The 24,538-nt window shown below is 71.3% G+C and carries 18 protein-coding genes; 9 read left to right on the forward strand and 9 right to left on the reverse strand.

Going from position 1 to position 24,538, the window contains the following annotated elements:
- Positions 1-332 precede the first annotated feature (332 nt).
- The 6 genes from E6U81_RS08885 (at position 333) to E6U81_RS08910 (ending at position 8,838) form a co-directional block, all read left to right on the forward strand.
- Complete coding sequence (locus E6U81_RS08885) at positions 333-1,547, forward strand: ROK family transcriptional regulator (protein WP_031151165.1); 1,215 nt, start codon at positions 333-335, stop codon at positions 1,545-1,547.
- A 117-nt stretch (positions 1,548-1,664) separates the two neighbouring features.
- On the forward strand, positions 1,665-2,777 hold the full coding sequence (locus E6U81_RS08890; RefSeq protein ID WP_206309881.1) for a substrate-binding domain-containing protein: 1,113 nt from the start codon (positions 1,665-1,667) through the stop codon (positions 2,775-2,777).
- A 161-nt stretch (positions 2,778-2,938) separates the two neighbouring features.
- A complete protein-coding gene (locus E6U81_RS08895) occupies positions 2,939-3,727 on the forward strand; it encodes an ATP-binding cassette domain-containing protein (RefSeq protein WP_030847635.1) in 789 nt (262 codons plus the stop codon).
- 56 nt (positions 3,728-3,783) lie between these two features.
- Positions 3,784-5,040: a sugar ABC transporter permease gene (locus E6U81_RS08900; RefSeq protein WP_240803728.1), complete on the forward strand. Its 1,257-nt coding sequence runs from the start codon at positions 3,784-3,786 to the stop codon at positions 5,038-5,040.
- Between the two features lie 262 nt (positions 5,041-5,302).
- A complete protein-coding gene (gene dxs / locus E6U81_RS08905; protein ID WP_136229541.1) occupies positions 5,303-7,219 on the forward strand; it encodes a 1-deoxy-D-xylulose-5-phosphate synthase in 1,917 nt (638 codons plus the stop codon).
- Between the two features lie 131 nt (positions 7,220-7,350).
- Positions 7,351-8,838, forward strand: coding sequence for an amino acid permease (locus tag E6U81_RS08910; RefSeq protein ID WP_136229542.1), 1,488 nt, complete (start codon positions 7,351-7,353; stop codon positions 8,836-8,838).
- Between the two features lie 78 nt (positions 8,839-8,916).
- Here E6U81_RS08910 and E6U81_RS08915 read toward each other — a convergent pair whose 3' ends face one another.
- The 6 genes from E6U81_RS08915 to E6U81_RS08940 all read right to left on the reverse strand — a co-directional run bounded on the left by E6U81_RS08915 (position 8,917) and on the right by E6U81_RS08940 (position 16,624).
- Positions 8,917-9,957: an LCP family protein gene (locus E6U81_RS08915; RefSeq protein WP_136229543.1), complete on the reverse strand. Its 1,041-nt coding sequence runs from the start codon at positions 9,955-9,957 to the stop codon at positions 8,917-8,919.
- A gap of 91 nt (positions 9,958-10,048) precedes the next feature.
- On the reverse strand, positions 10,049-12,187 hold the full coding sequence (locus E6U81_RS08920; protein WP_136229544.1) for a 3-hydroxyacyl-CoA dehydrogenase NAD-binding domain-containing protein: 2,139 nt from the start codon (positions 12,185-12,187) through the stop codon (positions 10,049-10,051).
- Positions 12,184-13,410 (reverse strand): acetyl-CoA C-acyltransferase, encoded by a 1,227-nt coding sequence (locus tag E6U81_RS08925; RefSeq protein WP_136229545.1) that lies wholly within the window; start codon positions 13,408-13,410, stop codon positions 12,184-12,186. Before E6U81_RS08925 ends, E6U81_RS08920 begins: the two co-directional genes overlap by 4 nt.
- 221 nt (positions 13,411-13,631) lie before the next feature.
- Positions 13,632-14,915 (reverse strand): ribonuclease D, encoded by a 1,284-nt coding sequence (locus E6U81_RS08930; protein ID WP_136229546.1) that lies wholly within the window; start codon positions 14,913-14,915, stop codon positions 13,632-13,634.
- A gap of 124 nt (positions 14,916-15,039) precedes the next feature.
- Positions 15,040-15,702, reverse strand: coding sequence for a response regulator transcription factor (locus tag E6U81_RS08935; protein ID WP_007267191.1), 663 nt, complete (start codon positions 15,700-15,702; stop codon positions 15,040-15,042).
- A gap of 265 nt (positions 15,703-15,967) precedes the next feature.
- Positions 15,968-16,624 carry a DUF3000 domain-containing protein gene (locus E6U81_RS08940; protein WP_030651584.1) on the reverse strand — a complete coding sequence of 219 codons (657 nt, stop codon included), beginning with the start codon at positions 16,622-16,624 and terminating at the stop codon, positions 15,968-15,970.
- Between the two features lie 91 nt (positions 16,625-16,715).
- Between E6U81_RS08940 and hemE the strand changes: the two genes are divergently transcribed.
- Positions 16,716-17,780, forward strand: a complete 1,065-nt coding sequence (gene hemE, locus E6U81_RS08945; RefSeq protein WP_136229547.1) for a uroporphyrinogen decarboxylase — start codon at positions 16,716-16,718, stop codon at positions 17,778-17,780.
- Positions 17,781-17,858: 78 nt separating this feature from the next.
- Here the strand turns inward: hemE and E6U81_RS08950 are convergent, their stop codons facing one another.
- Both E6U81_RS08950 and E6U81_RS08955 read right to left on the reverse strand, forming a co-directional pair.
- Positions 17,859-19,241 (reverse strand): FAD-dependent oxidoreductase, encoded by a 1,383-nt coding sequence (locus tag E6U81_RS08950; protein ID WP_136229548.1) that lies wholly within the window; start codon positions 19,239-19,241, stop codon positions 17,859-17,861.
- A gap of 59 nt (positions 19,242-19,300) precedes the next feature.
- Positions 19,301-20,329, reverse strand: coding sequence for a DUF4349 domain-containing protein (locus tag E6U81_RS08955; protein WP_136229549.1), 1,029 nt, complete (start codon positions 20,327-20,329; stop codon positions 19,301-19,303).
- 154 nt (positions 20,330-20,483) lie between these two features.
- On the opposite strand from E6U81_RS08955, the gene hemG reads away from it, so the two are divergent.
- Positions 20,484-21,968, forward strand: coding sequence for a protoporphyrinogen oxidase (gene hemG / locus E6U81_RS08960; protein WP_136229623.1), 1,485 nt, complete (start codon positions 20,484-20,486; stop codon positions 21,966-21,968).
- Between the two features lie 4 nt (positions 21,969-21,972).
- The gene (gene hemQ / locus E6U81_RS08965; protein ID WP_030032685.1) at positions 21,973-22,686 is read left to right on the forward strand and encodes a hydrogen peroxide-dependent heme synthase; all 714 of its coding nucleotides are present in this window, start codon (positions 21,973-21,975) and stop codon (positions 22,684-22,686) included.
- Between the two features lie 113 nt (positions 22,687-22,799).
- Here the strand turns inward: hemQ and E6U81_RS08970 are convergent, their stop codons facing one another.
- Complete coding sequence (locus E6U81_RS08970; protein ID WP_136229550.1) at positions 22,800-24,488, reverse strand: alpha/beta fold hydrolase; 1,689 nt, start codon at positions 24,486-24,488, stop codon at positions 22,800-22,802.
- Between the last annotated feature and the right edge of the window lie 50 nt (positions 24,489-24,538).

Consider the following 24,538-nt stretch of genomic DNA (forward strand, 5'->3'; position numbering starts at 1 on the left):
TCAGCCGGAGAGAGCGCTGCGAGGACTTCGATCGGGACTCATCCCGAACACCTCCTCGCGTCGCGCTGACATGGCAGGCGCCCGGTCCGGCCGGAAAGGCCGCAGAGGACCGGCGCCTCAGCGACCGTAACACGATCAGGCAGGCCGCTCCCTCCCCCTTTCGGCCGGTAGGCCCGTTTCGTGTCGTGTCAGCCTCTTGACGTGCGGATGCGCAAAGGCTCGACTTAAGGTTCACAAGTTGGAGAGACGCCGGGGTCTCGGAGCGAAGTCGCGACGTGTCCCGGCCGGGGGGCGACGGCTTGCCGTCGCTAATGGGCAGGAGTGGATGAGTCGTGCAGACTCCCGGATCGCAGTCGTCGCTGCACCGCGCGAATCTCGAACGGGTCGTACGGGCGGTGCGGCTCGCGGGGTCGCTGACCCAGGCGGAGATCGCCCGTACCACCGGACTGTCGGCGGCCACGGTCTCCAACATCGTCCGGGAGCTGAAGGACGGCGGGACCGTCGAGGTCACCGACACCTCGGCCGGCGGCCGGCGGGCACGGAGCGTGTCGCTCAGCGGTGACGCGGGCATCGTGATCGGCGTCGACTTCGGCCACACCCACCTGCGGGTGGCCGTCGGCAACCTCGCCCACCAGGTATTGGCCGAGGAGTCCGAACCGCTGGACGTCGACGCCTCCTGGGCGGACGGCTTCGACCGGGCGGAAGCGCTGGTCGGGCGCCTGATCGCCGGCATAGAAGTCGGGCTGGACAAGGTCATCGGTGTCGGCCTCGGCGTCCCCGGCCCCATCGACGTGGAGTCCGGGACCCTGGGCTCGACCGCGATCCTGCCGGGCTGGGCGGGGATCAATCCGCGCCAGGAGCTCTCGCAGCGGCTCGGTGTGCCCGTCTACGTCGACAACGACGCGAACCTCGGCGCCCTCGGTGAACTCGTCTGGGGGAGCGGGCGGGGAGTGAAGGACCTGGCCTACATCAAGGTGGCCAGCGGCGTCGGCGCCGGCCTGGTGATCAACGGCCAGATCTACCGCGGCCCGGGCGGCACGGCGGGCGAGATCGGGCACATCACGCTGGACGAATCGGGCCCGGTGTGCCGCTGCGGCAACCGCGGCTGCCTGGAGACCTTCGCCGCGGCCCGGTACGTCCTGCCCCTGCTCCAGGGCACGCACGGGCCGGAGTTGACGATGGAGCGGGTGGTGGAACTGGCCCGCGACGGCGACCCCGGCTGCCGCCGGGTGATCACCGACGTCGGCCGCCACATCGGCAGCGGGGTGGCCAGCCTGTGCAACCTCCTGAACCCGAGCCGGGTGGTGCTGGGCGGCTCGCTCGCGGAGGCGGGTGAACTCGTCCTGGCCCCCATCCGTGAATCAGTCGGGAGGTACGCGATCCCCAGCGCGGCGCGCCAGTTGTCGGTGCTCACGGGGTCCCTGGGCGGCCGGGCCGAGGTGCTGGGCGCACTGGCTCTCGTGCTGAGCGAGATGGGCGATTCGACACTTTTGTCAGATCATGGAAGTGGAGTGCGAGCTCCAGCCGTCTTGCCTTCAGGTAGATAACGAATGGCACCGTTGTCATCTCGTTAAGAATTCACTCCTTGACGGCAAAACGCGGCCGGGGTTGACTCACATCCACCTCGGCCGCGGCGTAGCGGCCTCGTCAGGGAGGTTCAAGTAATGAACACGCGTATGCGCAGAGCCGCCGTAGCCGTTGCCGCCGGCGCCATGGCCGTTTCCCTTGCCGCTTGTGGCAGTGCCAAGGAGGCCGGCGACAAGACGAAGGAGTCCTCCGGCGCTGCCAAGGGCGACGCGATCAAGGTCGGTCTGCTCCTGCCGGAGAACCAGACCGCGCGTTACGAGAAGTTCGACAAGCCGCTCATCGAGAAGAAGGTCGCCGAGCTCACCGGCGGCAAGGGCGAGGTCGTCTACGCCAACGCCAAGCAGGACGCGACCACGCAGAACTCCCAGGTCGACACGATGATCACCAACAAGGTGGACGTCCTGATCATCGACGCGGTGGACTCCAAGGCCATCGCCGGCTCGGTCAAGAAGGCCAAGGACGCCGGCATCCCGGTCGTCTCCTACGACCGTCTGGCCGAGGGCCCGATCGACGCCTACACCTCCTTCGACAACGAAGAGGTCGGCAAGGTCCAGGGCAAGGCCCTGCTCGAGGCGCTGGGCGACAAGGCCAAGGACGGCCAGATCGTCATGATGAACGGTTCGGTCACCGACCCGAACGCCAAGCTCTTCAAGTCCGGCGCCCACTCCGAGCTCGACGGCAAGGTGAACGTCGGCAAGGAGTACGACACCGTCGAGTGGAAGCCGGAGAACGCCAACACCAACATGGCGGCCGCGCTCTCCGCGCTCGGCAAGGACAAGGTCGTCGGCGTCTACTCCGCCAACGACGGCATGGCCGGCGGCATCATCACCGCCCTCAAGGCCGCCGGCGTCTCCCCGCTGCCCCCGGTCACCGGCCAGGACGCCGAACTCGCCGGCGTTCAGCGCATCGTCGCCGGTGAGCAGTTCATGAGCGTCTACAAGCCGTACGCCCCCGAGGCCGAGGCCGCCGCGAAGATGGCCGTCGCCCTCGCCAAGGGCGGGAAGCCCGAAGGCACCACCTCCACGGTCGACAGCCCCACCACCAAGGGCGTCCCCTCCGTGCTGATCCCGGTCGTCTCGCTGACCAAGGCCAACATCAAGGACACCGTCGTCAAGGACGGCGTCTACACGGTCGACGAGATCTGCACCGACAAGTACGCGGCCGCCTGCGCCGCCCTCGGCCTGAAGTAGCGGCCCCCGTCGCCTCCCCGTGAGGCGGCCCCCGTGCCTGACCGGCGCCCCTCCCCTCCATCCCCGCCACCGGGCGGGGCGCCGGGCAGAAACGTTCCTCCCCTATTCGTCCCGCTCCTGCTCTTTTGCACGACATCCCCGCCGGTCAGGCGGCGAAGGAGATGGTTCATGTGTCCGCTGCGCCCGTGCTGGCGTTGCGAGGGGTCTCGAAGCGGTTCGGCGCCGTTCAGGCCCTCACCGACGTAGAACTCGAGATCCACTCCGGTGAAGTGGTCGCCCTCGTCGGCGACAACGGTGCCGGAAAGTCCACGCTGGTCAAGACGATCGCCGGCGTGCACCCCATCGATGAAGGTGTCATCGAGTGGGAGGGGCGCCCGGTCTCCATCGGCAAGCCCCACGACGCCCAGAACCTGGGCATCGCGACGGTCTACCAGGACCTGGCGCTGTGCGACAACATCGACGTCGTCGGCAACCTCTTCCTCGGCCGCGAGCTCAAGAAGTTCGGCGTCCTCGACGAGGTGGAGATGGAGCGGCGCGCCCGCGAGCTCCTGACCACCCTGTCCATCCGGATCCCCAGCGTCCGGATTCCCATCGCCTCGCTCTCGGGCGGTCAGCGCCAGACCGTGGCGATCGCCCGTTCCATGCTCGGCGAGCCCCAGCTCGTCATCCTCGACGAGCCCACCGCGGCCCTCGGCGTCGAGCAGACCGCCCAGGTGCTCGACCTGGTGGAACGGCTGCGCGAGCGCGGCCACGCCGTCATCCTCATCAGCCACAACATGGCCGACGTGAAGGCCGTCGCCGACAAGGTGGCGGTCCTGCGGCTGGGCCGCAACAACGGTGTCTTCAACGTCGCCGACACCTCGCAGGAAGAGATCATCTCCGCCATCACCGGTGCCACGGACAACGCCGTGACCCGCCGGGCGGCCCGCACCTCGGAGGCCGGCAAGTGAGCACCCAGAACCCTGCCACCGATCCACTGGACAAGGGCCCTGCCGCGCAGGAGCACATCGACCCGGTCAACCCGGCGGCCGCGCACGACGCGATCCCGGCCGTGGACCCCCGCCTGCTCGTCAGGGAAGAGGGCCTCGCCGGCTACTGGGGCGAGTTCAAGCGCAAGATGAAGGCCGGCGACCTGGGCTCCCTCCCGGTCGTCATCGGTCTCATCGTCATCTGGTCCATCTTCCAGGGGCTGAACTCGAACTTCCTCTCCCCGGAGAACCTCACCAATATCGCGATCACGATGACCGGCACCGGGATGATCGCCATCGGCATCATCTTCGTGCTGCTCCTCGGTGAGATCGACCTCTCGGTCGGCTCGGTCAGCGGTGTCTCGGGCGCGATCGTCGCCGTCCTCGCCGTCAGCCACGGCGTGAACGAATGGCTGGCCATCCTCGCGGCCATCGTCGGAGGCGCCCTGATCGGCTCCATCCACGGCTTCTTCTTCGCCAAGGTCGGGGCCCCGGCCTTCGCCGTCACCCTGTCGGGCCTGCTCTTCTGGCTGGGCGCGATGCTGCAGATCCTCGGCAGCAACGGCACGATCAACATCGACTCCGACGGCGTGGTCGGCCAGCTGACCACGTACTTCTTCTCGGACGTGGCCGTCGCCTACGCGCTGGCCGCGCTCGCGGTGGCCGGCTACTTCCTCGCGGCCTTCCTCGACGCGAGGCGCCGCGAGGCCGCCGGGATGCCCTCCCGGCCGCTCGCCGAGATCCTGCTGCGCACCGGCCTGCTGGCGCTGTGCGCCTTCGGCCCGGCCGTGCTGTTCAACCAGTACAAGGGCCTGCCGCTCGCGGTGGTGCTCTTCCTGCTGGCCCTGGTCGTCACGGACTTCCTGCTGCGCCGCACGACCTTCGGGCGAAACGTTTTCGCACTGGGCGGCAGCGTCGAGGCCTCCCGCCGTGCGGGCATCAACGTCACCCGCATCCGGATCACGGTCTTCGCGATCTCCAGCACCTTCGCCGCCATCGGCGGTCTGTTCTGGGCCTCCAAGATCGCGGCGGCCAACCAGAGCGCCGGCGCCGGCGACCTGCTGATGAACGTGATCGCGGCGGCCGTCATCGGCGGCACCAGCCTCTTCGGCGGCCGCGGCCGGACCTGGAACGCCCTCCTCGGCGTCATGGTCATCGTCTCGATCCAGTACGGTCTGGCCCTGGAGGGCATCGCGACGCCGATCCAGTACATGATCACCGGCGCGGTCCTGCTGGCCACCGTGGTGATCGACTCGGTCACCCGCAAGACCCAGAAGACGGCCGGACGCGCCTGACCGCGCGCCCGACTGCCCGCCGCAGCACACCGCGGCGGTAAGAACGGTCACAGTGCCCGGTGCCACCTCGCGTGGCGCCGGGCATCCGTGCGTACAAATGCGGGTACTCCTGTGCGGGTATACGCCCGTATGCGATGTGTGGCCGTGCGGTGGCGTGCACATGTATGACAAAGCTGTAACTCCGCCGGGACGGCCCGATGACCGCGCCCGCGAACGGAACATTAGACTCGACAGACCAGCAAGCAACTGCAAGGAGGCACGGGTGCTGCTGACCCGCATCAAGGGACCGCGCGATCTGGACCGGCTCAGCCAGGAGGAGCTGACCCAGCTCGCGGCAGAGATCAGGTCCTTCCTCGTCGACGCCGTCTCCAAGACCGGCGGGCACCTCGGCCCCAACCTCGGCGTGGTCGAACTGACGATCGCCCTGCACCGGGTCTTCGAATCGCCCAAGGACAAGGTCCTCTTCGACACCGGCCACCAGGCCTACGTCCACAAGCTGCTCACGGGCCGCCAGGACTTCGCCGGCCTGCGCACCAAGAACGGCCTCTCCGGCTACCCCTCGCGCGCCGAGTCCGAGCACGACGTGATCGAGAACTCGCACGCCTCCACCGTGCTCGGCTGGGCCGACGGCCTGGCCAAGGCCAACGAGGTGCTGGGCCGCGAGGACCACCACGTCGCCGCCGTCATCGGCGACGGCGCGCTGACCGGAGGCATGGCCTGGGAGGCGCTGAACAACATCGCCGCCGCCAAGGACCGCCCCCTCGTCATCGTCGTCAACGACAACGAGCGCTCCTACGGCCCCACCATCGGCGGCCTCGCCAACCACCTGGCCACCCTGCGCACCACGGACGGCTACGAGCGCTTCCTGGCCCGCGGCAAGGAGCTCCTGGAGCGCACCCCGGTCGTCGGCAAGCCGCTCTTCGAGACCCTGCACGGCGCCAAGAAGGGCCTCAAGGACTTCATCGCCCCGCAGGGCATGTTCGAGGACCTCGGCCTGAAGTACATCGGGCCCATCGACGGCCACGACATCGAGGCCCTGGAGTCCGCCCTGCAGCGCGCCAAGCGCTTCAGCGGTCCGGTCATCGTCCACTGCCTCACCCAGAAGGGCCGCGGCTACACCCCGGCCCTGGAGCACGAGGCGGACCGCTTCCACGCGGTCGGCGTGATCCACCCGGACACCGGCCTGCCGGTCAAGACCGCGGCCGCCAGCTGGACCTCCGTCTTCGCCGACGAGATGGTCAAGATCGGCCACGAGCGCGAGGACATCGTCGGCATCACCGCCGCCATGCTCCACCCGGTCGGCCTGAACAAGTTCGCCGAGGCCTTCCCGGACCGCATCTACGACGTCGGCATCGCCGAGCAGCACGGCGCCACCTCGGCGGCGGGCCTCGCCACCGGCGGCGTCCACCCGGTCTTCGCGGTGTACGCCACCTTCCTCAACCGCGCCTTCGACCAGGTCCTGATGGACGTCGCCCTGCACAAGTGCGGCGTCACCTTCGTCCTGGACCGGGCCGGCGTGACCGGTGACGACGGTGCCTCCCACAACGGCATGTGGGACATGTCCATCCTGCAGGTCGTCCCCGGCCTGCGCCTCGCCGCACCGCGCGACGCCGAGCAGCTGCGCGCCCAGCTCCGCGAGGCCGTCGAGGTCAAGGACGCCCCGACCGTGGTCCGGTTCTCCAAGGGCGTCGTCGGCCCGGCCGTTCCGGCCGTCGGCCGCATCGGCGGCATGGACCTGCTGCGCACCCCGGCCCCCGAGGTCACCCGTCCGGACGTACTGCTCGTCTCGGTCGGCGCACTCGCCCCGATGTGCCTGGAGATCGCCGACCTCCTCGACAAGCAGGGCATCTCCACCACCGTCGTCGACCCCCGCTGGGTCAAGCCCGTGGACGAGGCCCTGGCCCCGCTCGCGGACCGGCACCGCGTGGTCGTCACCGTCGAGGACAACGGCCGCACCGGCGGCGTGGGCTCCGCCGTCTCGCAGGCCCTGCGGGACGCGGGCGTCGACGTACCGCTGCGCGACTTCGGCATCCCGCAGCGCTTCCTCGACCACGCCCTGCGCAAGGAGATCCTGGCGGAGATCGGCCTGACCGCACCGGACATCGCCCGGCAGGTCACGGGCCTGGTGGCCAAGCTCGACGGCCGCTACGACAGCGAGCCGGCCGCCACCGTCGACTAGGACGGGTACGCGCCACTAGATCGCCGCGCGGTTGCACGTCACGGGCCGGGAGATCACTCTTGAGGAGTGGGCCTCCCGGCCCGTTCGCGTGCGTCCACACCTGTTTCGGAGGTGCGTCGGTGAGTAGGGATATGAACAGCCCCTTCCGCACCAAGACGGTGGAGCAGTCCATCCGCGACACGGAGGAGCCGGAACACGCGCTCCGGAAGTCGCTCTCCGCCTGGGACCTGACGGTGTTCGGTGTGGGTGTCATCATCGGCACCGGCATCTTCGTCCTGACGGGCATCGCGGCCCGGAACAACGCCGGACCCGCCACCGCCCTCGCCTTCGTGGCAGCGGGCATCGTCTGCGCCCTCGCGGCGCTCTGCTACGCCGAGTTCGCGTCCACCGTGCCGGTGGCCGGATCGGCGTACACCTTCAGCTACGCCTCCATCGGCGAGCTGCCCGCCTGGATCATCGGCTGGGACCTGGTGCTCGAGTTCGCGCTCGGTACGGCGGTGGTCGCGGTCGGCTGGTCCGGCTACGTGCGCCACCTCATGGACACCAACCTCGGCTGGACCCTGCCGACGTCCCTGTCCGGCCCCGACGCCGGCGGTCACTTCGACCTGCTGGCCTTCCTGCTGGTCCTGGCGCTGACGTGGATCCTGGTCGTCGGGACGAAGCTCTCGGCCCGCATCACCGCCGTCGTCGTCGCCATCAAGGTGACCGTCGTACTGCTGGTCATCATCGCGGGCCTGTTCTTCATCAAGGCCGACAACTACTCGCCGTTCATCCCGCCGGCCCAGCCGCAGGCCGAGGGCGTCAGCGGCTGGCACTCGCCGCTGGTCCAGCTGCTCTTCGGCTACGAACCCACCAACTTCGGCGTCATGGGCATCTTCACGGCGGCCTCGCTCATCTTCTTCGCCTTCATCGGCTTCGACGTGGTGGCGACGGCGGCCGAGGAGACCAAGAACCCCCAGCGGGACATGCCGCGCGGCATCCTCGGCTCGCTGATCATCTGCACCGTGCTCTACGTCGCGGTGACCCTCGTGGTGACGGGCATGCAGAAGTACTCGGAGATGTCCGCGACCGCGCCACTCGCCGAGGCCTTCAAATCGGTGAACCAGCCATTCTTCTCGGGTGCGATCAGTCTCGGCGCGTCCGTGGGCCTGATCACCGTGTGCATGATCCTGCTGCTGGGCCAGACCCGCGTGTTCTTCGCCATGAGCCGTGACGGACTGCTGCCCCGGGTCTTCTCCGTGACCCACCCGAAGTACCGCACCCCCTACCGGGCGACCATTCTGCTCGGCGGGATCATCGCGATCGTCGCGGGCTTCACCAGCCTGGAGAGCCTTGCGGAACTGGTCAACATCGGCACCCTGTTCGCGTTCGTCGTGGTCGCGCTCGGTGTCATCGTCCTCCGCAAGACCCGCCCCGACCTGCACCGCTCCTTCCGCACCCCCTGGGTGCCGTTCATCCCGATCCTGTCGATCGCGGCCTCGCTCTGGCTGATGCTCAACCTGCCGGCCGAGACCTGGCTGCGCTTCGGCATCTGGATGGTCATCGGCGTCATCGTCTACTTCCTCTACGGCCGTCAGCACAGCCGTCTGGGCAAGGTCGGCGCGGACGCCAAGTTCTGAGAAAAGCGACAGACGCGCGAACGCCGGAGCCGGCCGTACGGGTCACCCGTACGGCCGGCTCCGTGTGCGCGGGACCCGTCAGCCCTTGGCCGGGGAGTCCTTCGCGGAGGCGGGGACCTTCTCGTCCCTGCGCAGGGCGTCCCACAGCTGGGTGGCCTGCGGTTCGGCCACGACCACGCGGTTGGGGTCCACCTTGTCGTAGGCGACCGGCAGCATGATGGTCTCCATCGTCTCCGGGTTCACGCCCTTCATGCTCTGCGCGAAGTCGGACAGCGCGGTCAGCGAGGCCAGATCGGAGTCCGTGGTCAGCGACTTGGTGCCGGCGTCCGCGAGCTTGTAGAGCCGCGCCGGGTTGCCGAGGGCGTCCTGCTTCTTGATCTCCGACAGCATCGCCAGCATGAACTGCTGCTGCAGGCCTATGCGCCCGAGGTCGCTGCCGTCGCCGTAGCCGTACCGGGTGCGGACGAACTTGAGCGAGTCGGTGCCGTTCAGCCGGTGCGTGCCCGCATCGAGCTTCAGCCCGCCTTTGGCGCCGCTCATCGGCTTGTCCAGGGTGACGGTGACCCCGCCCAGCGCGTCCACCAGGCCCTTGAAGCCGGCGAAGTCCACCTCGACGAAGTGGTCCACGCGCACACCGGACATCTGCTCGACGGTGTTGACCACACAGGCCGGGCCGGCCAGCGAGTAGACGGAGTTGAACATGACCCGCTTCGCGGACGGAACGGACTTGCCGTCGCGGTCCTTGCACTCGGGCCGGGTGATGAGGGTGTCGCGGGGGATGCTCACCGCGGTGGCCTTCGCCCGGCCCTCGGGTATGTGCACCAGCATCGCGGTGTCCGAGCGGGCGCCGCTCACGGAGCCGTGGTCGAGGTCCCCGTTGGCCCCGGCCCGCGAGTCCGAGCCGAGCACCAGCACGTTCTGCGCGTTCGCGACCACCTTGGCGGGCCGGTTGTCCCCGATCGCCCGGTCCAGGTCGACGCTGTCGATGTTGTTGTTGAGGTGGCTGTACGTCCACCAGCCCGCCCCGGCAGCGCCCAGGATCAGCACGGCGACCAGCAGCAGGGTGATCCGCAGAATGCGGCGTCGGCGGCGCCCGGGCCGCGCGTGCGTTTCCGTCATGGGGGTGAATCTTAGACAGGTATTCGAACGGCCGAAGCCCGCCCCCCGGAGGGAGCGGGCCGGGCCGTCGAACAGCCGCTTGCGACCCGGACTAGGCCGGGACGCTCGCGATGCCGGGGGCGAGGAACTTCTTGCCGTTCACGCGCTCCGAGACGCCCTCACGGTCCAGGTACGGCGTGATGCCGCCCAGGTGGAAGGGCCAGCCGGCACCGGTGATGAGGCAGAGGTCGATGTCCTGGGCCTCGGCCACGACACCCTCCTCCAGCATCAGGCCGATCTCCTGCGCCACCGCGTCCAGGACGCGCACCCGGACCTGCTCCTCGGTCAGGACGGAGTCGCCCTGGACCAGGAGCGCGGCGACCTCGGGGTCCAGCTCCGGCTTGAAGCCGTTCTCGGCGGAGTAGACGTAGAAGCCGCGCTTTCCGGCCTTGACGACCGCAGCGAGGTTCGGGGAGACGGTGAAGCGCTCCGGGAAGGAGCGGTTCAGGGTCTCGGAGACGTGCAGGCCGATCGCCGGGCCCACGAGCTCCAGCAGCACCAGCGGGGACATCGGCAGGCCGAGCGGCTCGATGGCCTTCTCCGCCGTGGCGACCGGGGTGCCCTCGTCGATGACGTTCTGGATCTCGCCCATGAAGCGGGTCAGGATGCGGTTCACGACGAACGCCGGGGCGTCCTTGGTGAGGACCGCGGTCTTCTTCAGCTTCTTGGCGACGCCGAAGGCCGTGGCCAGCGAGGCGTCGTCGGTCTGCTCACCGCGGACGATCTCCAGCAGCGGGAGGATCGCGACCGGGTTGAAGAAGTGGAAGCCGACCACGCGCTCCGGGTGCTGGAGCTTGGAGGCCATCTCCGACACCGACAGCGAGGAGGTGTTGGTGGCGAGGATCGCGTGCGCCGGGGCGACCGCCTCGACCTCCGCGAACACCTTCTGCTTGACGGACATCTCCTCGAACACGGCCTCGATGATGAAGTCCGCGTCCGCGAAGCCCTCGGCCTTGTCCAGGACGCCGGTCACCAGGGCGGTCAGGCGGTTGGCCTTGTCCTGGTTGATGCGGCCCTTGCCGAGCAGCTTCTGGATCTCGGCGTGGACGTAGCCCACACCCTTGTCCACGCGCTCCTGGTCGATGTCGGTGAGGACCACCGGCACCTCCAGGCGGCGCAGGAACAGCAGCGCCAGCTGCGAGGCCATCAGGCCCGCGCCGACGACGCCGACCTTGGTGACCGGGCGGGCCAGGGACTTGTCCGGGGCGCCGGCCGGGCGCTTGGCGCGCTTCTGGACCAGGTTGAAGGCGTAGATGCCCGAGCGCAGCTCGCCGCCCATGATGAGGTCGGCCAGGGCCGTGTCCTCGGCGTCGAAGCCGGCCTGCAGGTCGCCCGACTTGGCGGCGGCGATGATGTCCAGCGCGCGGTAGGCGGCCGGAGCGGCGCCGTGCACCTTGGAGTCCGCGATGGAGCGGCCCTTGGCGACGGCCGCGTCCCAGGCCTCGCCGCGGTCGATCTCGTCGCGGACGACCTCGGTGGTGCCGTTCAGGACGTTCGCGGTCCACAGGAGCGACTGCTCCAGGAAGTCCGCGCCCTCGAAGATCGCGTCGGCGATGCCGAGCTCGAAGACCTGCTTGCCCTTGAGCTGGCGGTTCTGGTTCAGCGCGTTCTCGATGATGACCGAGACCGCGCGCTCGGCGCCGATCAGGTTCGGCAGGATGGCGCAGCCGCCCCAGCCGGGAACCAGGCCGAGGAAGACCTCGGGCAGCGAGAAGGCCGGGATGGCCTTCGAGACGGTGCGGTAGCTGCAGTGCAGACCGACCTCGACGCCGCCGCCCATCGCCGCACCGTTGTAGTACGCGAAGGTCGGGACGGCCAGCGCGGAGAGGCGCTTGAAGACGTCGTGGCCGCCCTTGCCGATGGCGAGCGCCTCGTCGTGCTTCTTCAGCAGCTCGACACCCTTGAGGTCGGCGCCGACCGCGAAGATGAACGGCTTGCCGGTGATGCCCGCGCCGACGATGGTGCCGGCGGCGGCCTCCTGCTCGACCTGGTCGATCGCCGCGTTCAGGTTGGCGAGGGACTGCGGGCCGAAGGTGGTCGGCTTGGTGTGGTCGAAGCCGTTGTCCAGCGTGATGAGCGCGAAGCGCCCGGCGCCGAACGGCAGGTCCAGGTGGCGGACGTGCGCGGACGTGACGACCTCGTCCGGGAACAGCTCGGCCGCGCCCTTCAGGAGCTCAGCGGTGGTGCTCACTTGGAGTCTCCCTCGGCGTTGAAGTTCGGGTTCTCCCAGATGACCGTGGCGCCCATGCCGAAGCCGACACACATGGTGGTCAGGCCGTAGCGGACGTGCGGCTGCTCCTCGAACTGGCGGGCCAGCTGCGTCATCAGGCGCACGCCGGAGGAGGCCAGCGGGTGGCCGAAGGCGATGGCGCCGCCGTACTGGTTCACGCGGGCGTCGTCGTCGGCGATGCCGTAGTGCTCCAGGAACGCGAGGACCTGGACCGCGAAGGCCTCGTTGACCTCGAAGAGACCGATGTCGTCGATCGTCAGGCCGGCCTGGGCCAGGGCCTTCTCGGTGGCCGGGATCGGGCCGTAGCCCATGACCTCCGGCTCGACACCCGCGAAGGAGTACGAGACGAGGCGCATCTTGACCGGGAGGTTGTTCTCGCGGGCGAAGTCCTCGGACGCGATGATCGCGGCGGTGGCACCGTCGTTGAGACCGGCGGCGTTGCCCGCGGTGACCCGGCCGTGCGTACGGAACGGGGTCTTCAGGTTCGCCAGGTTCTCCAGCGTGGTGCCCGGGCGCATCGGCTCGTCGGTGGTGACCAGGCCCCAGCCCGTCTCGCCCGCGGCCTCGTTGGTGTTGCGCACCGAGATCGGGACCAGGTCCTGCTGGATCTTGCCGTCGGCGTACGCCTTGGCGGCCTTCTCCTGCGAGCGCACGGCGTACTCGTCGGCGCGGAGCTTGGTGATCGTCGGGTACCGGTCGTGCAGGTTCTCGGCGGTCATGCCCATGAACAGGGCGGACTCGTCGACCAGCTTCTCGGAGACGAAGCGCGGGTTCGGGTCGACGCCCTCACCCATGGGGTGGCGGCCCATGTGCTCGACACCGCCGGCGAGGGCGACGTCGTACGCACCGAAGGCCACACCGCCCGCGACGGCGGTCACGGCGGTCAGCGCGCCGGCGCACATGCGGTCGATGGAGTAGCCCGGGACGGACTGCGGGAGGCCCGCGAGGATGCCGGCCGTGCGGCCCAGCGTCAGGCCCTGGTCGCCGATCTGCGTGGTCGCGGCGATGGCGACCTCGTCGATCTTCTTGGGGTCCAGGTCCGGGTTGCGGCGCAGCAGCTCCCGGATCGCCTTCACGACGAGATCGTCGGCGCGGGTCTCGTTGTAGATGCCCTTCGGGCCCGCCTTGCCGAACGGGGTGCGGACGCCGTCGACGAAGACGACGTCCCTGACGGTACGAGGCACGTTGGCTCTCCTCCAGGTGCGGGATGGCACTGCTGCGCGGGGGCGCGTTCGGCATACGTTGCTGAGCGCCCGCTCACCCGACCATGCTACTTGCGGGTAACCAATGTGCACACCCCCTCCCGGAGGAGCGGCGAAGGTCACACTCGGACCGCGCCGGCGAGGCGGGCGACGAAAGAGCCCCCGGCCGGGGGCCGGGGGCTCTTTCGCTGTGCGGGAAGGGGTCAGGCCGTGGCCGCCAGGGCCGTGACCAGGACCGGGGTCACCTGCTCGATCTGCCACGGCCGGGCGCCGTGCAGGGCCAGGGCCTGGGCCACCGCGTCCGCGTCCAGCCGCTGCGGGGGCTCCCAGCACAGGCGGCGGACCGTGTCCGGGGTGATCAGGTTCTCCTGGGGCAGGTTCAGCTGCTCCGCCAGCGCCGAGACGGCGGTGCGGGCCGCGGCCAGCCGGGCTGCGGCGGCCGGGTCCTTGTCGGCCCAGGAGCGCGGCGGGGGCGGGCCGGCCGGGGTCGCGCCGGGCTGCGGCAGTTCGTTCTCGGGCAGCGCCTTCGCCCGGTCCACGGCGGCCATCCACTGGTCGAGCTGTCGGCGGCCCATGCGCTGCCCGTAGCCGGGCAGGGCCGACAGGGTGTGCACGTTCGCGGGCAGGGCCAGCGCGGCCTCGACGATCGCCGCGTCGCCCAGCACCTTGCCCGGCGACACGTCGCGCCGCTGCGCGATCCGGTCCCGGGACTCCCACAGTTCCCGTACGACGGCCATCTGCCGACGGCGGCGCACCTTGTGCATGCCGGACGTACGGCGCCACGGGTCCTTGCGCGGCGGGGCCGGGGGAGCGGCGGCGATGGCGTCGAACTCCTGGCGGGCCCACTCCAGCTTGCCCTGCCGGTCCAGTTCCTTCTCCAGGGCGTCCCGCAGGTCCACCAGCAGCTCCACGTCCAGGGCGGCGTAGCGCAGCCACGGCTCGGGCAGCGGGCGGGTGGACCAGTCGACGGCGGAGTGGCCCTTCTCCAGGGCGAAGCCGAGAACGCTCTCGACCATCGCGCCGAGTCCGACCCGCGGGAAGCCGGCGAGCCGGCCCGCCAGCTCGGTGTCGAACAGCGAGGTGGGAACCATGCCTATTTCGCGCAGGCACGGCAGGTCCTGGGTGGCGGCGTGCAGGATCCACTCGGTGCCGGAGAGGGCCTCGCCCAGTGCGGACAGGTCGGGGCAGCCCACCGGGTCGATCAGGGCGGACCCGGCACCCTCGCGGCGCAGCTGCACGAGGTAGGCGCGCTGGCCGTAGCGGTACCCGGAGGCGCGTTCGGCGTCGACGGCCACGGGGCCGGTGCCCGCGGCGAAGGCCGCGACCACCTCGGCGAGGGCGTCCGCGTCGGCGACCACCGGCGGAATCCCCTCGCGGGGCTCCAGCAAAGGAGTCGGCACCCCACCGGGCGGAACAACGACGTCGTCCGGGGGGCCGCCCCCGGTGGTGGTGCGCAGGTCTGCTGCGGTCTCTTGGGCGTCGGTCACCGGTCAAGGGTATCCGTGTATACGACGCGCCCGTCGCCGGAACGTTCCGTCGACGGGCGCGATCAATATGCGGGGTGTTTTCCGGGGGTATCCCGGACGTCTATCCGGGCGCTCCGGCCCGTGCTCAGTGGATGATCCCGGTCCGCAGGGCCACGGCGACCATTCCCGCGCGGTCACCGGTGCCCAGCTTGCGGGCGATGCGGGCGAGGTGGGACTTGACGGTCAGGGCGGACAGGCCCATCGAGACGCCGATGGCCTTGTTGGACTGGCCCTCCGCGACGAGGCGCAGGACCTCGACCTCGCGGCCGGAGAGCTCCCGGTAGCCGCCCGGGTGGCTCGGGGCACCCGGGGGGCGGCGGTGCATACGGGCGGCGGCAGCGCCGATGGGGGCGGCGCCGGGCCGGGTGGGGAGCCCGATGTTGGTCCGCGTACCGGTGACGACGTAGCCCTTCACGCCGCCCGCGAGGGCGTTGCGCACGGCGCCGATGTCGTCGGCGGCGGACAGGGCCAGGCCGTTCGGCCAGCCTGCGGCACGGGTCTCGGACAGCAGGGTGAGGCCGGAGCCGTCGGGCAGGTGTACGTCGGCCACGCAGATGTCGCGCGGGCTGCCGACGCGGGGGCGGGCCTCCGCGATGGACGACGCCTCGATCACGTCACGGACTCCGAGGGCCCACAGATGGCGGGTCACGGTGGAACGGACGCGCGGGTCGGCCACGACGACCATGGCCGTCGGCTTGTTCGGGCGGTAGGCGACCAGGCTTGCGGGCTGCTCGAGAAGAACGGACACCTAGGCCTCCTGGGGGAGTGGCGGGACGGCCGGCTCGGGGAAGGAAGCCGGTGCGAACCGTGCGGATGGTCACTGACTCCTTCGGCACGTCACCCGCCCGGCTTTAGAGAATGATCACGATTTGGTGAGTAACAATTCGGGCAATTCGGACGCACGATCGATCATCGGGTGATCAGAAGCCCGCAACGGAGGCCGGGTTGTGACACTCGGTTGCGGGCTTCGGCCGGGCGTTCCCCCGTGCCGTGGCGGCCGTACGGCCCCGTGCCTACGGGTGGTGCGGACCGCGGCGCTGTGGCAGGGAGACCACACCCGTCGCCGTGTCCGTCGGGCCCACCGGCGGCAGCCCCGCGATCTGGCAGATCAGTTCGCACCACGCCGACAGGTGCGCGGGGGTGTCCGGGACCCCGCCCACGCCCTCACGCGGTGTCCAGGAGGCTCTGATCTCGATCTGCGTCGCGGGCCGCCGCTCCGCGAGCCCGCCGAAGTAGTGCGAGCTCGCCATGGTGACCGTCCCGCTCGCCTCGCCGTAGGCCAGCCCGCGCGCCTCCAGGGCCCCCGTCAGCCAGGACCAGCACACCTCGGGCAGCAGCGGGTCCGCGGCCATCTCCGGCTCCAGCTCCGCCCGTACGAGCGTCACCAGCCGGAAGGTCCCGTGCCAGGCGTCGTGCCCGGCCGGGTCGTGGAGCAGGATGAGCCGGCCGTCGGCCAGGTCGTCCTCCCCGTCCACCACCGCGGCCTCCAGCGCGTAGGCGTACGGGGCCAGCCGCTGGGGCGGCTTCGTCGGGTCGATCTCGACCCCCGGGCGCAGCCGGGCCTTCTTCAATCCTTCGACCGCCCGGCGGAACGGGAGTGGGACGGAGCTCTCCTTCGCACTGTCCGTACCGTCGGCGCCATCTGAAAATCGTCCCTGAGCCGCAGCCATGCGGGGAAGACTAGGCGGTATGTGCGGCCGTACGGCGCAGGGACACCCGTCCCGGGACGGGCACTTCTTCATACGTGCGAAGATTTGGGTCGTGAGCGCCAACGACAGCCCCAAGGGCCAGCCGAGCCAGACGTACGATTCCGCCTTCCTGAAGGCGTGCCGGCGGGAGCCGGTGCCGCACACGCCGGTGTGGTTCATGCGGCAGGCCGGGCGCTCACTCCCCGAGTACCGCAAGGTCCGCGAGGGCACCGCGATGCTCGAGTCCTGCATGCGGCCCGACCTGGTCACCGAGATCACCCTGCAGCCGGTGCGGCGCCACAACGTCGACGCGGCGATCTTCTTCTCCGACATCGTGGTCCCGCTCAAGGCCATCGGCGTCGACCTGGACATCAAGCCGGGCGTCGGCCCGGTCGTCGCCCAGCCGATCCGCCGCCGCGAGGACCTCGCACAGCTGCGCGACCTCACCCCTGAGGACGTCTCGTACGTCACCGAGGCGATCGGCATGCTCACGAGTGAACTGGGCTCCACGCCGTTGATCGGTTTCGCGGGCGCGCCTTTCACCCTCGCGAGCTACCTGGTCGAGGGCGGCCCCTCCAAGAACCACGAGCACACCAAGGCCCTCATGTACGGGGACCCGCAGCTCTGGGCCGACCTCCTGGACCGCCTCGCGGAGATCACCTCCGCCTTCCTGAAGGTCCAGATCGAGGCCGGCGCCTCCGCCGTCCAGCTCTTCGACTCCTGGGTCGGCGCGCTCGCCCCGGCGGACTACCGCCGCTCGGTCATGCCCGCCTCGGCCAAGGTCCTGCAGTCCGTCGCCTCCTACGGGGTCCCGCGGATCCACTTCGGCGTGGGCACGGGCGAACTCCTCGGCCTGATGGGCGAGGCCGGCGCGGACGTCGTGGGCGTCGACTACCGCGTTGCGCTCGACGAGGCGTCCCGCCGGGTCGGCCCGGGCAAGGCCCTCCAGGGCAACCTGGACCCGGCCGTGCTCTTCTCCACCACGGAGGCGGTCGAGGCCAAGACGGACGAGGTCCTCGCGGCGGCCGCCGGCCTGGAGGGCCACGTCTTCAACCTCGGCCACGGCGTCCTCCCGACGACCGACCCCGAGGCGCTGACCCGCCTGGTGGACTACGTCCACACCAAGACGGCCCGCTGAGCGGAAAGCCGCACCCGAGCAGCACCGAAACGTCGGTCCGTGCCCGCATGACGGGGCACGGACCGACGTTTCGCATGGTCAGACGCCTGCCGCGCGGACCGCGGAGACCGCCTTGCGGGCCGCCACCAGGACCGGGTCCCAGACCGGGGAGAACGGCGGGGCGTAGCCGAGGTCGAGCGAGACCACCTGCTCGACCGTCATGCCCGCCGTGAGCGCCACCGCCGCGATGTCCACGCGCTTCGCGGAGCCCGCGCCGCCGACGATCTGTACGCCCAGGAGACGGCCCGTACGGCGCTCCGCCAGCATCTTCACCGTCATCTCCGCCGCCTGCGGGTAGTAGCCCGCCGTGTTGGTGGAGGTGATGGTGGCCGTCACGAAGCGCAGGCCCGCCTCCAGCGCGTCCCGCTCGCGCAGCCCCGTACGGGCGATCTCCAGGTCGCAGACCTTGCTGACCGCCGTACCGACCACCCCCGGGAAGGTCGCGTAACCGCCGCCCACCCCGGAGCCGATGACCTGGCCGTGCTTGTTGGCGTGGGTGCCCAGCGGGATGTGCCGGGTGCGGCCCGCGACCAGGTCGAGGACCTCCACGCAGTCGCCGCCCGCCCAGACGTTCTCGTGGCCCCGGACCCGCATCGACAGGTCCGTGAGGATCCCGCCCGAAGGGCCGAGCGGGAGGCCCGCGGCGCGGGCCAGCGCCGTCCGCGGCTCCACGCCGATGCCGAGTACGACCACGTCCGCCGGGTACTCCGCACCGGCGGACGTCGCCACCGCCCGGACCCGGCCCTCCTCGTCGGTGAGGATCTTGGTGACTTCGGCGCCCGCCACCGTGGTGATCCCCATCCGGTTCATCGCGGTGTGCACCAGGCCGCCCATGTCCGGGTCCAGCGTGGCCATCGGCTGCTCGCCCCGGTGCAGGACGGTCACCTCGTAGCCCCGCAGCACCAGCGCCTCGGCCATCTCCACGCCGATGTAGCCCGCGCCGACCACGACCGCCCGTCGGCCCCGCGTGCGCTCCAGCGAGTCCATGAGCCGCTGGCCGTCGTCCAGGGTCTGGATGCCATGGACCCCGTGCGCGCCGATGCCGGGCAGGCGGGGGCGCACGGGCCGGGCGCCCGTGGCCAGGACGAGCTTGTCGTAGGGCGTCCACGCTTCGGATCCGCCGTCCAGATCGCGGGCGCGGACCCGTGACCCGGCCAGATCGAGCTCCACCACCTCCGTGCGGGTGCGCAGGTCGATGTCCCGGGCCCGATGCTCCTCGGGGGTGCGGGCGATCAGGTCGTCGCGCTCGGCGACCAGGCCGCCGACCCAGTACGGGATGCCGCACGCCGAGTACGAGGTGAAGCGGCCGCGCTCGAAGGCGACGATCTCCAGCTCCTGCGGCCCCTTCAGCCTGCGGGCCTGTGACGCGGCGGACATCCCCGCCGCGTCGCCCCCGACCACCACCAGTCGTTCCGTCGCCATCGCCCGTACCGCCCCTTCACCGCCGTCGAATGGTGAACACGCTACGGGCGAACGCGCGTTCAGTCCCGTACGTCGTCCTCGGTGTCCGCGGCCGGCACCGGAGCCGCAGCGGGAGCCTGGGCCGCAGGCGCCGTCCGGGCCGCCGGCACCGGCACCCGCTTCGGGGTCAGGCCCGTCTTCGGCCGCGCCGGCCGCCACCGCCGGTACGCCCGCACCAGCACCACCACCACCGAGGCCGTCAGCAGGAACGGCAGCAGCGCACCCAGCGCCGCCATCAGATAGCGCAGGATCTTCGTGAAGACCTCCCAGCCGCCGCGCAGCGCACCGAGGAAGGTGGGCTCCTTCTCCTTTTTCTTCTCCGCCGCCGCGGGGGCCGGTTCGGAGACCTCCAGGGTGATCGTGCCCATCGAGGTCTGGTCCTTCAGCGCCGTCTGCTGCGCCAGCAGCGACTCCAGGTCCGATTGGCGCCGGCTCAGCTCGCTCTCCAGCATCACCACCTCGCTCAGCGCCGAGGCCTTGCCCATCATCTCGCGCACCCGCGCCACGCTCGCCTGCTGCGAGGAGACACGGCTGTTGATGTCGGCGACCTTCTCGGTGACGTCCTGCGCGTCGACCTTGCGGTGCAGCAGCGTCCCGCGGCCCTCCATGGCGCCGAGCACGGCGTCGTAGCGCTCGCCGGGCACCCGCAGGGTCACCGTCGAGGTCATCCGGCCGTCTCCGCCGCGCTTGGTCGACTCGTTGCCGACGTACCCGCCCGCGCCGTCGGCCGCGGTGCGGGCGGCCGCCAGCGTCTTCTGGACGTCGGTCGTCTCGATGCCGAGCGTCGCCGTACGGATGACGTTCGGGCGGACCGCGACCGGCGCCCCGTCGTTCTCGGCGGCCGACCCCGCCGACCCCGCCGGGGCCGGGGCCGCCGCGGCGCCCGCCGCGCCCTCCCGGGCCTTCCCGTCCGCCGCGGGCGGTGCGACCGCCGCCTTGTCGCTCGCCGCGCCCTGGCCGTCCGCGCCGCAGCCCGAGAGCGCGAGCACCCCGGTGAGGGAGAGGGCGGCCAGGGCCGCCGCGGAACGGTGTCTGCTGATGCTGTGCATCGCTGTAAACCCCCGAAGATCGGCTGGTGTTGCCGTTTCGACGTACAGGCTCCCGTCGCGGGTTTCGCACATGCGGTTCCGAGCCGGTCCCGATGCGGTCACGGTCCGGCCTCGGTGATCGGTCTGCGACGATGTGTCCATGCACGAAGCGGACATGCGTACGGATCAGCCGGGGAGCCCCACCCGGCCCGCCGGCTCCCCGGGACACGTCGTCGTCATCGGCGGCGGCATCGCGGGCCTCGCGGCGGCCCACCGGCTGCTCGCCGAAGGCGCCCGCGTCACGCTGCTGGAGGCCGGACCGAGGCTCGGCGGAAAGCTGTACGCCGGCGAGCTCGCCGGAGCCCCCGTCGACCTCGGCGCCGAGTCCATGCTCGCCCGCCGCCCCGAGGCCGTCGCCCTCGCCGAGGCCGTGGGCCTGGCCGACGCCGTGCAGCCGCCCGCCACCGCCACCGCCCACCTGTGGACCCGGGGCGCGCTGCGGCCGATGCCGCGCGGCCACGTCATGGGCGTCCCCGGCGACCTCGGACCGCTCGCCGCCTCCGGGGTCCTCTCCGCCGAGGGCCTGGCCCGCATCGAGGCCGAGCGCACGCTGCCGCCCGCCGAGATCGGCGAGGACGTCGCCGTCGGCGCGTACGTGGCCGCCCGCCTCGGCCGCGAGGTCGTGGACCGGCTCGTGGAACCGCTGCTCGGCGGGGTCTACGCGGGTGACGCCTACCGCATCTCCATGCGGGCCGCCGTGCCCCAGCTCTTCGAGGTTGCCCGCACGCACGCCCTGCTGGGCGACGGCGTACGGGAGCTGCAGCGCAAGGCGCAGAGCGGCCCCCAGCAGGCCGGCCCGGTCTTCGCCGGCATCGACGGGGGCATCGGGCGCCTCCCGCTCGCCGTGGCCGAGGCCTGCCGCAAGGCCGGTGCGCGGATCGTCACCGGCACCCCCGTGCGCGAGGTCCTTCGTACGGCTGAAGGCTGGCGGGTCGTGGCCGCCGAGGAGGCCTTCGAGGCCGACGGCGTCGTCCTGGCCGTCCCGGCCGGGCCCGCCGCCCGGCTGCTGGACACCCTCGCGCCGGCCGCCGCGGCCGAGCTGAACCAGGTCGAATACGCCTCCATGGCACTGATCACCATGGCCTTCCGGCGCAGCGACCTGCCGGCGGCCGTCTCCGGCGGCGGCGCCAGCGGCTTCCTCGTACCGCCCGTCGACGGCCGGACCATCAAGGCGTCCACCTTCTCCAGCAACAAGTGGGCCTGGGCCGGCCGGGACCCCGACCTCTTCCTGCTGCGCACCTCCGTCGGCCGGTACGCCGACGAGCGCGACCTGCAGCGCGAGGACGGCGAACTCGTCGAGGTGTCCCTCACCGACCTCGGCGAGGCCGTGGGCCTGACGGCCCGGCCCGTCGCCTCCACCGTCACCCGCTGGGACGGCGGACTGCCCCAGTACCCGGTCGGCCACCTCGACCGGGTCGCCCGGATCCGCGGCGCAGTCGAGGCCCTGCCCGGGCTCGCGGTGTGCGGGGCGCTCTACGACGGGGTGGGCATTCCGGCCTGCGTCGCGAGCGCCGGCCGGGCCGCGGACGCGGTGATCGCCTCGCTCGGTGCGCGTACGGCACCCCTGGCTCCGACCACTGATCAGCGCACGGGACAATAGGCACATGACTGCACCAGAGAAGATTCCCAACGCGGGGAAGAAGGCGAAGGACCTCAACGAGGTCATCCGCTACACCCTGTGGTCCGTCTTCAAGCTGAAGGACGTCCTGCCGGAGGACCGCGCCGGTTTCGCCGACGAGGTCCAGGAGCTGTTCGACCAGCTGGCCGCCAAGGACATCACCGTCCGCGGCACCTATGACGTCTCCGGCCTGCGCGCCGACGCCGACATCATGATCTGGTGGCACGCGGAGACCGCGGACGAGCTGCAGACCGCGTACAACCTGTTCCGCCGTACCAAGCTGGGCCGCGCGATGGAGCCGGTGTGGTCGAACATGGCCCTGCACCGCCCGGCCGAGTTCAACAAGTCGCACATCCCGGCCTTCCTGGCCGACGAGGTCGCACGCGACTACGTCAGCGTCTACCCCTTCGTGCGCAGCTACGACTGGTACCTGCTGCCCGACGAGGACCGCCGCCGCATGCTCGCCGACCACGGCAAGATGGCCCGCGGCTACCCGGACGTACGCGCCAACACCGTCGCCTCCTTCTCGCTGGGCGACTACGAGTGGCTGCTGGCCTTCGAGGCGGACGAGCTGTACCGCATCGTCGACCTCATGCGTCACCTGCGTGCCTCCGAGGCCCGTATGCACGTCCGTGAAGAGGTGCCCTTCTACACCGGGCGCCGCAAGTCCGTCGCCGACCTGGTGGCCGGGCTCGCCTGATACCTCCCCTGGGGGGAAGGGCCGGAGGACGACCACACCGTCAGGTGAGTGCCTCCGGTGGATCGGGAGGCACAGCCCCCGAAACGACGCAGCCGGAGACCCCGCCCGGAAGTTCAGACGACCGGCGGCAGCAGCGCCCTGCGGGCGCCAGCCGCCCCGTCGTCCAGCGACACCGGTGCGGGCTCCGGATGCGGCGCGCAACGCACGCGCCACCCCGGGGTGGCGCCCGTCAGCAGATACCGCTCCACGTGCCGGTCCACGCAGTTGTTGCGTCCGCCGACCACTCCGTGGGAGCCGGACCCCGACTCCGTCACCAGTGACGACCCGGCGCCGAGCCGCCGCTGCAGTTCCAGCGCGCCCGGGTACGGGGTCGCGCCGTCCCGTTCCGCAGCGACCACGAGGGTCCGCGGCAGCCGTTCGGGCTGGGAGCCGACCGCCGCCGGCGACTGCCGTCCGCGCACCGGCCAGGACGCGCACGGCAGGTTGAGGAAGGCGTTGGCCCAGGTCTCGAAGGGGGCCGTACGGGCCAGTTCGGTGTTGTCGCGGTCCCAGGTCTCCCAGTCGGCGGGCCAGGAGGCGTCGTTGCACAGCACCGCCGTGTAGACGGCCGTCGCGTTCTCGGCCCCGGCCGCCGACGCCGGGTCGGGCGCGGCCTGGGCGGCCAGCAGCGAGGGATCGCCGCGCAGGAACGCGGCCAGGGCCGCAGCCCGGTCCGGCCAGACGTCGTCGTAATAGGCGGCCTGGAGGAAGGAGGCCCGCAGCTCGCCGGTCCCGACGGTCCCGCCGGCCGGGGTACGGGCCACCGCGTCCCGGACCCGCTCGTAGCCGGCCTGCACGGCCGCCGGCGTGGTGCCGAGCCCGTACGTGCCGTGGTGCCGGGCCACCCAGGCGCGGAAGTCGTGCCAGCGCCCCTCGAACCCGCGTGCCTGGTCGAGGTTGTTGCGGTACCAGACGCGGCGCGGGTCGGGATCGACCGCCGAGTCGAGGACCATGCGGCGCACGTGGCCCGGGTACAGGGTGGCGTACACGGCGCCGAGGTAGGTGCCGTACGAGGCGCCCATGAAGGTCAGCTTCTCCTCGCCGAGTGCGGCGCGCAGCACGTGCAGGTCACGGGCGTTGTTCAGGGTGGTGTAGTACGGCAGGGCCGCGCCGGCGCGGCGCGCGCAGCCGTTCGCGTAGGCCCGGGCCTGCGCGAGTCGTTCCTGCTTGTAGGCGGGGGAGGGGCGGACCGGCTCCTGGACCGGCCCCCGGGGGCGGGCCGCCGGGTCGGTGCAGGACAGCGGGGCCGAGCGCCCGACCCCGCGCGGGGCGTAGCCGACGAGGTCGTAGGCGGCGGCGATCCGTTCCCAGCCGGGGAGGCCGGCGACGAGCGGGAAGTGCATCCCGGAGGCCCCGGGGCCGCCGGGGTTCTGGACGAGCGCGCCCTGGCGGGCGGCGCCGCCGGCCCCGGTGGCGGCGGCCCGGCTGACGGTCAGGGAGATCTGCGGGCCGTCGGGGCGGGCGTAGTCGAGCGGTACGCGCAGGGTGGCGCACCGGACGCGGGAGGGCAGGTCCTCGACGGCGGGGCAGGCACCGAAGTCGAGACCGGCGGCGCCGCCGCCCCGGGAGGCGGCCGCGAGGGCCGCCCGGCGGGCGACGAGCGCGGCTCCTGCGCTCTCGGCGGCGGAGGCGGGGGCGTCGGCGGAGTCGCGGGCGGTGGTGTCCGGGGTCCGCGGGACAGGTGCGGCCACGGCGGTGGGCGCGCACAGGGCGAGGAGGAGTGCGGCCGCGACGGATCCCTGGCGTGCGGTTCTCGTTCGCATGGCACTCCTGCCTCTCATCCGATGAACCGATGAGAGGCCTGGGCGCCGCA

The organism is Streptomyces sp. A0592 (genome assembly GCF_004795115.1).
GTDB lineage: Bacteria > Actinomycetota > Actinomycetes > Streptomycetales > Streptomycetaceae > Streptomyces > Streptomyces erythrochromogenes.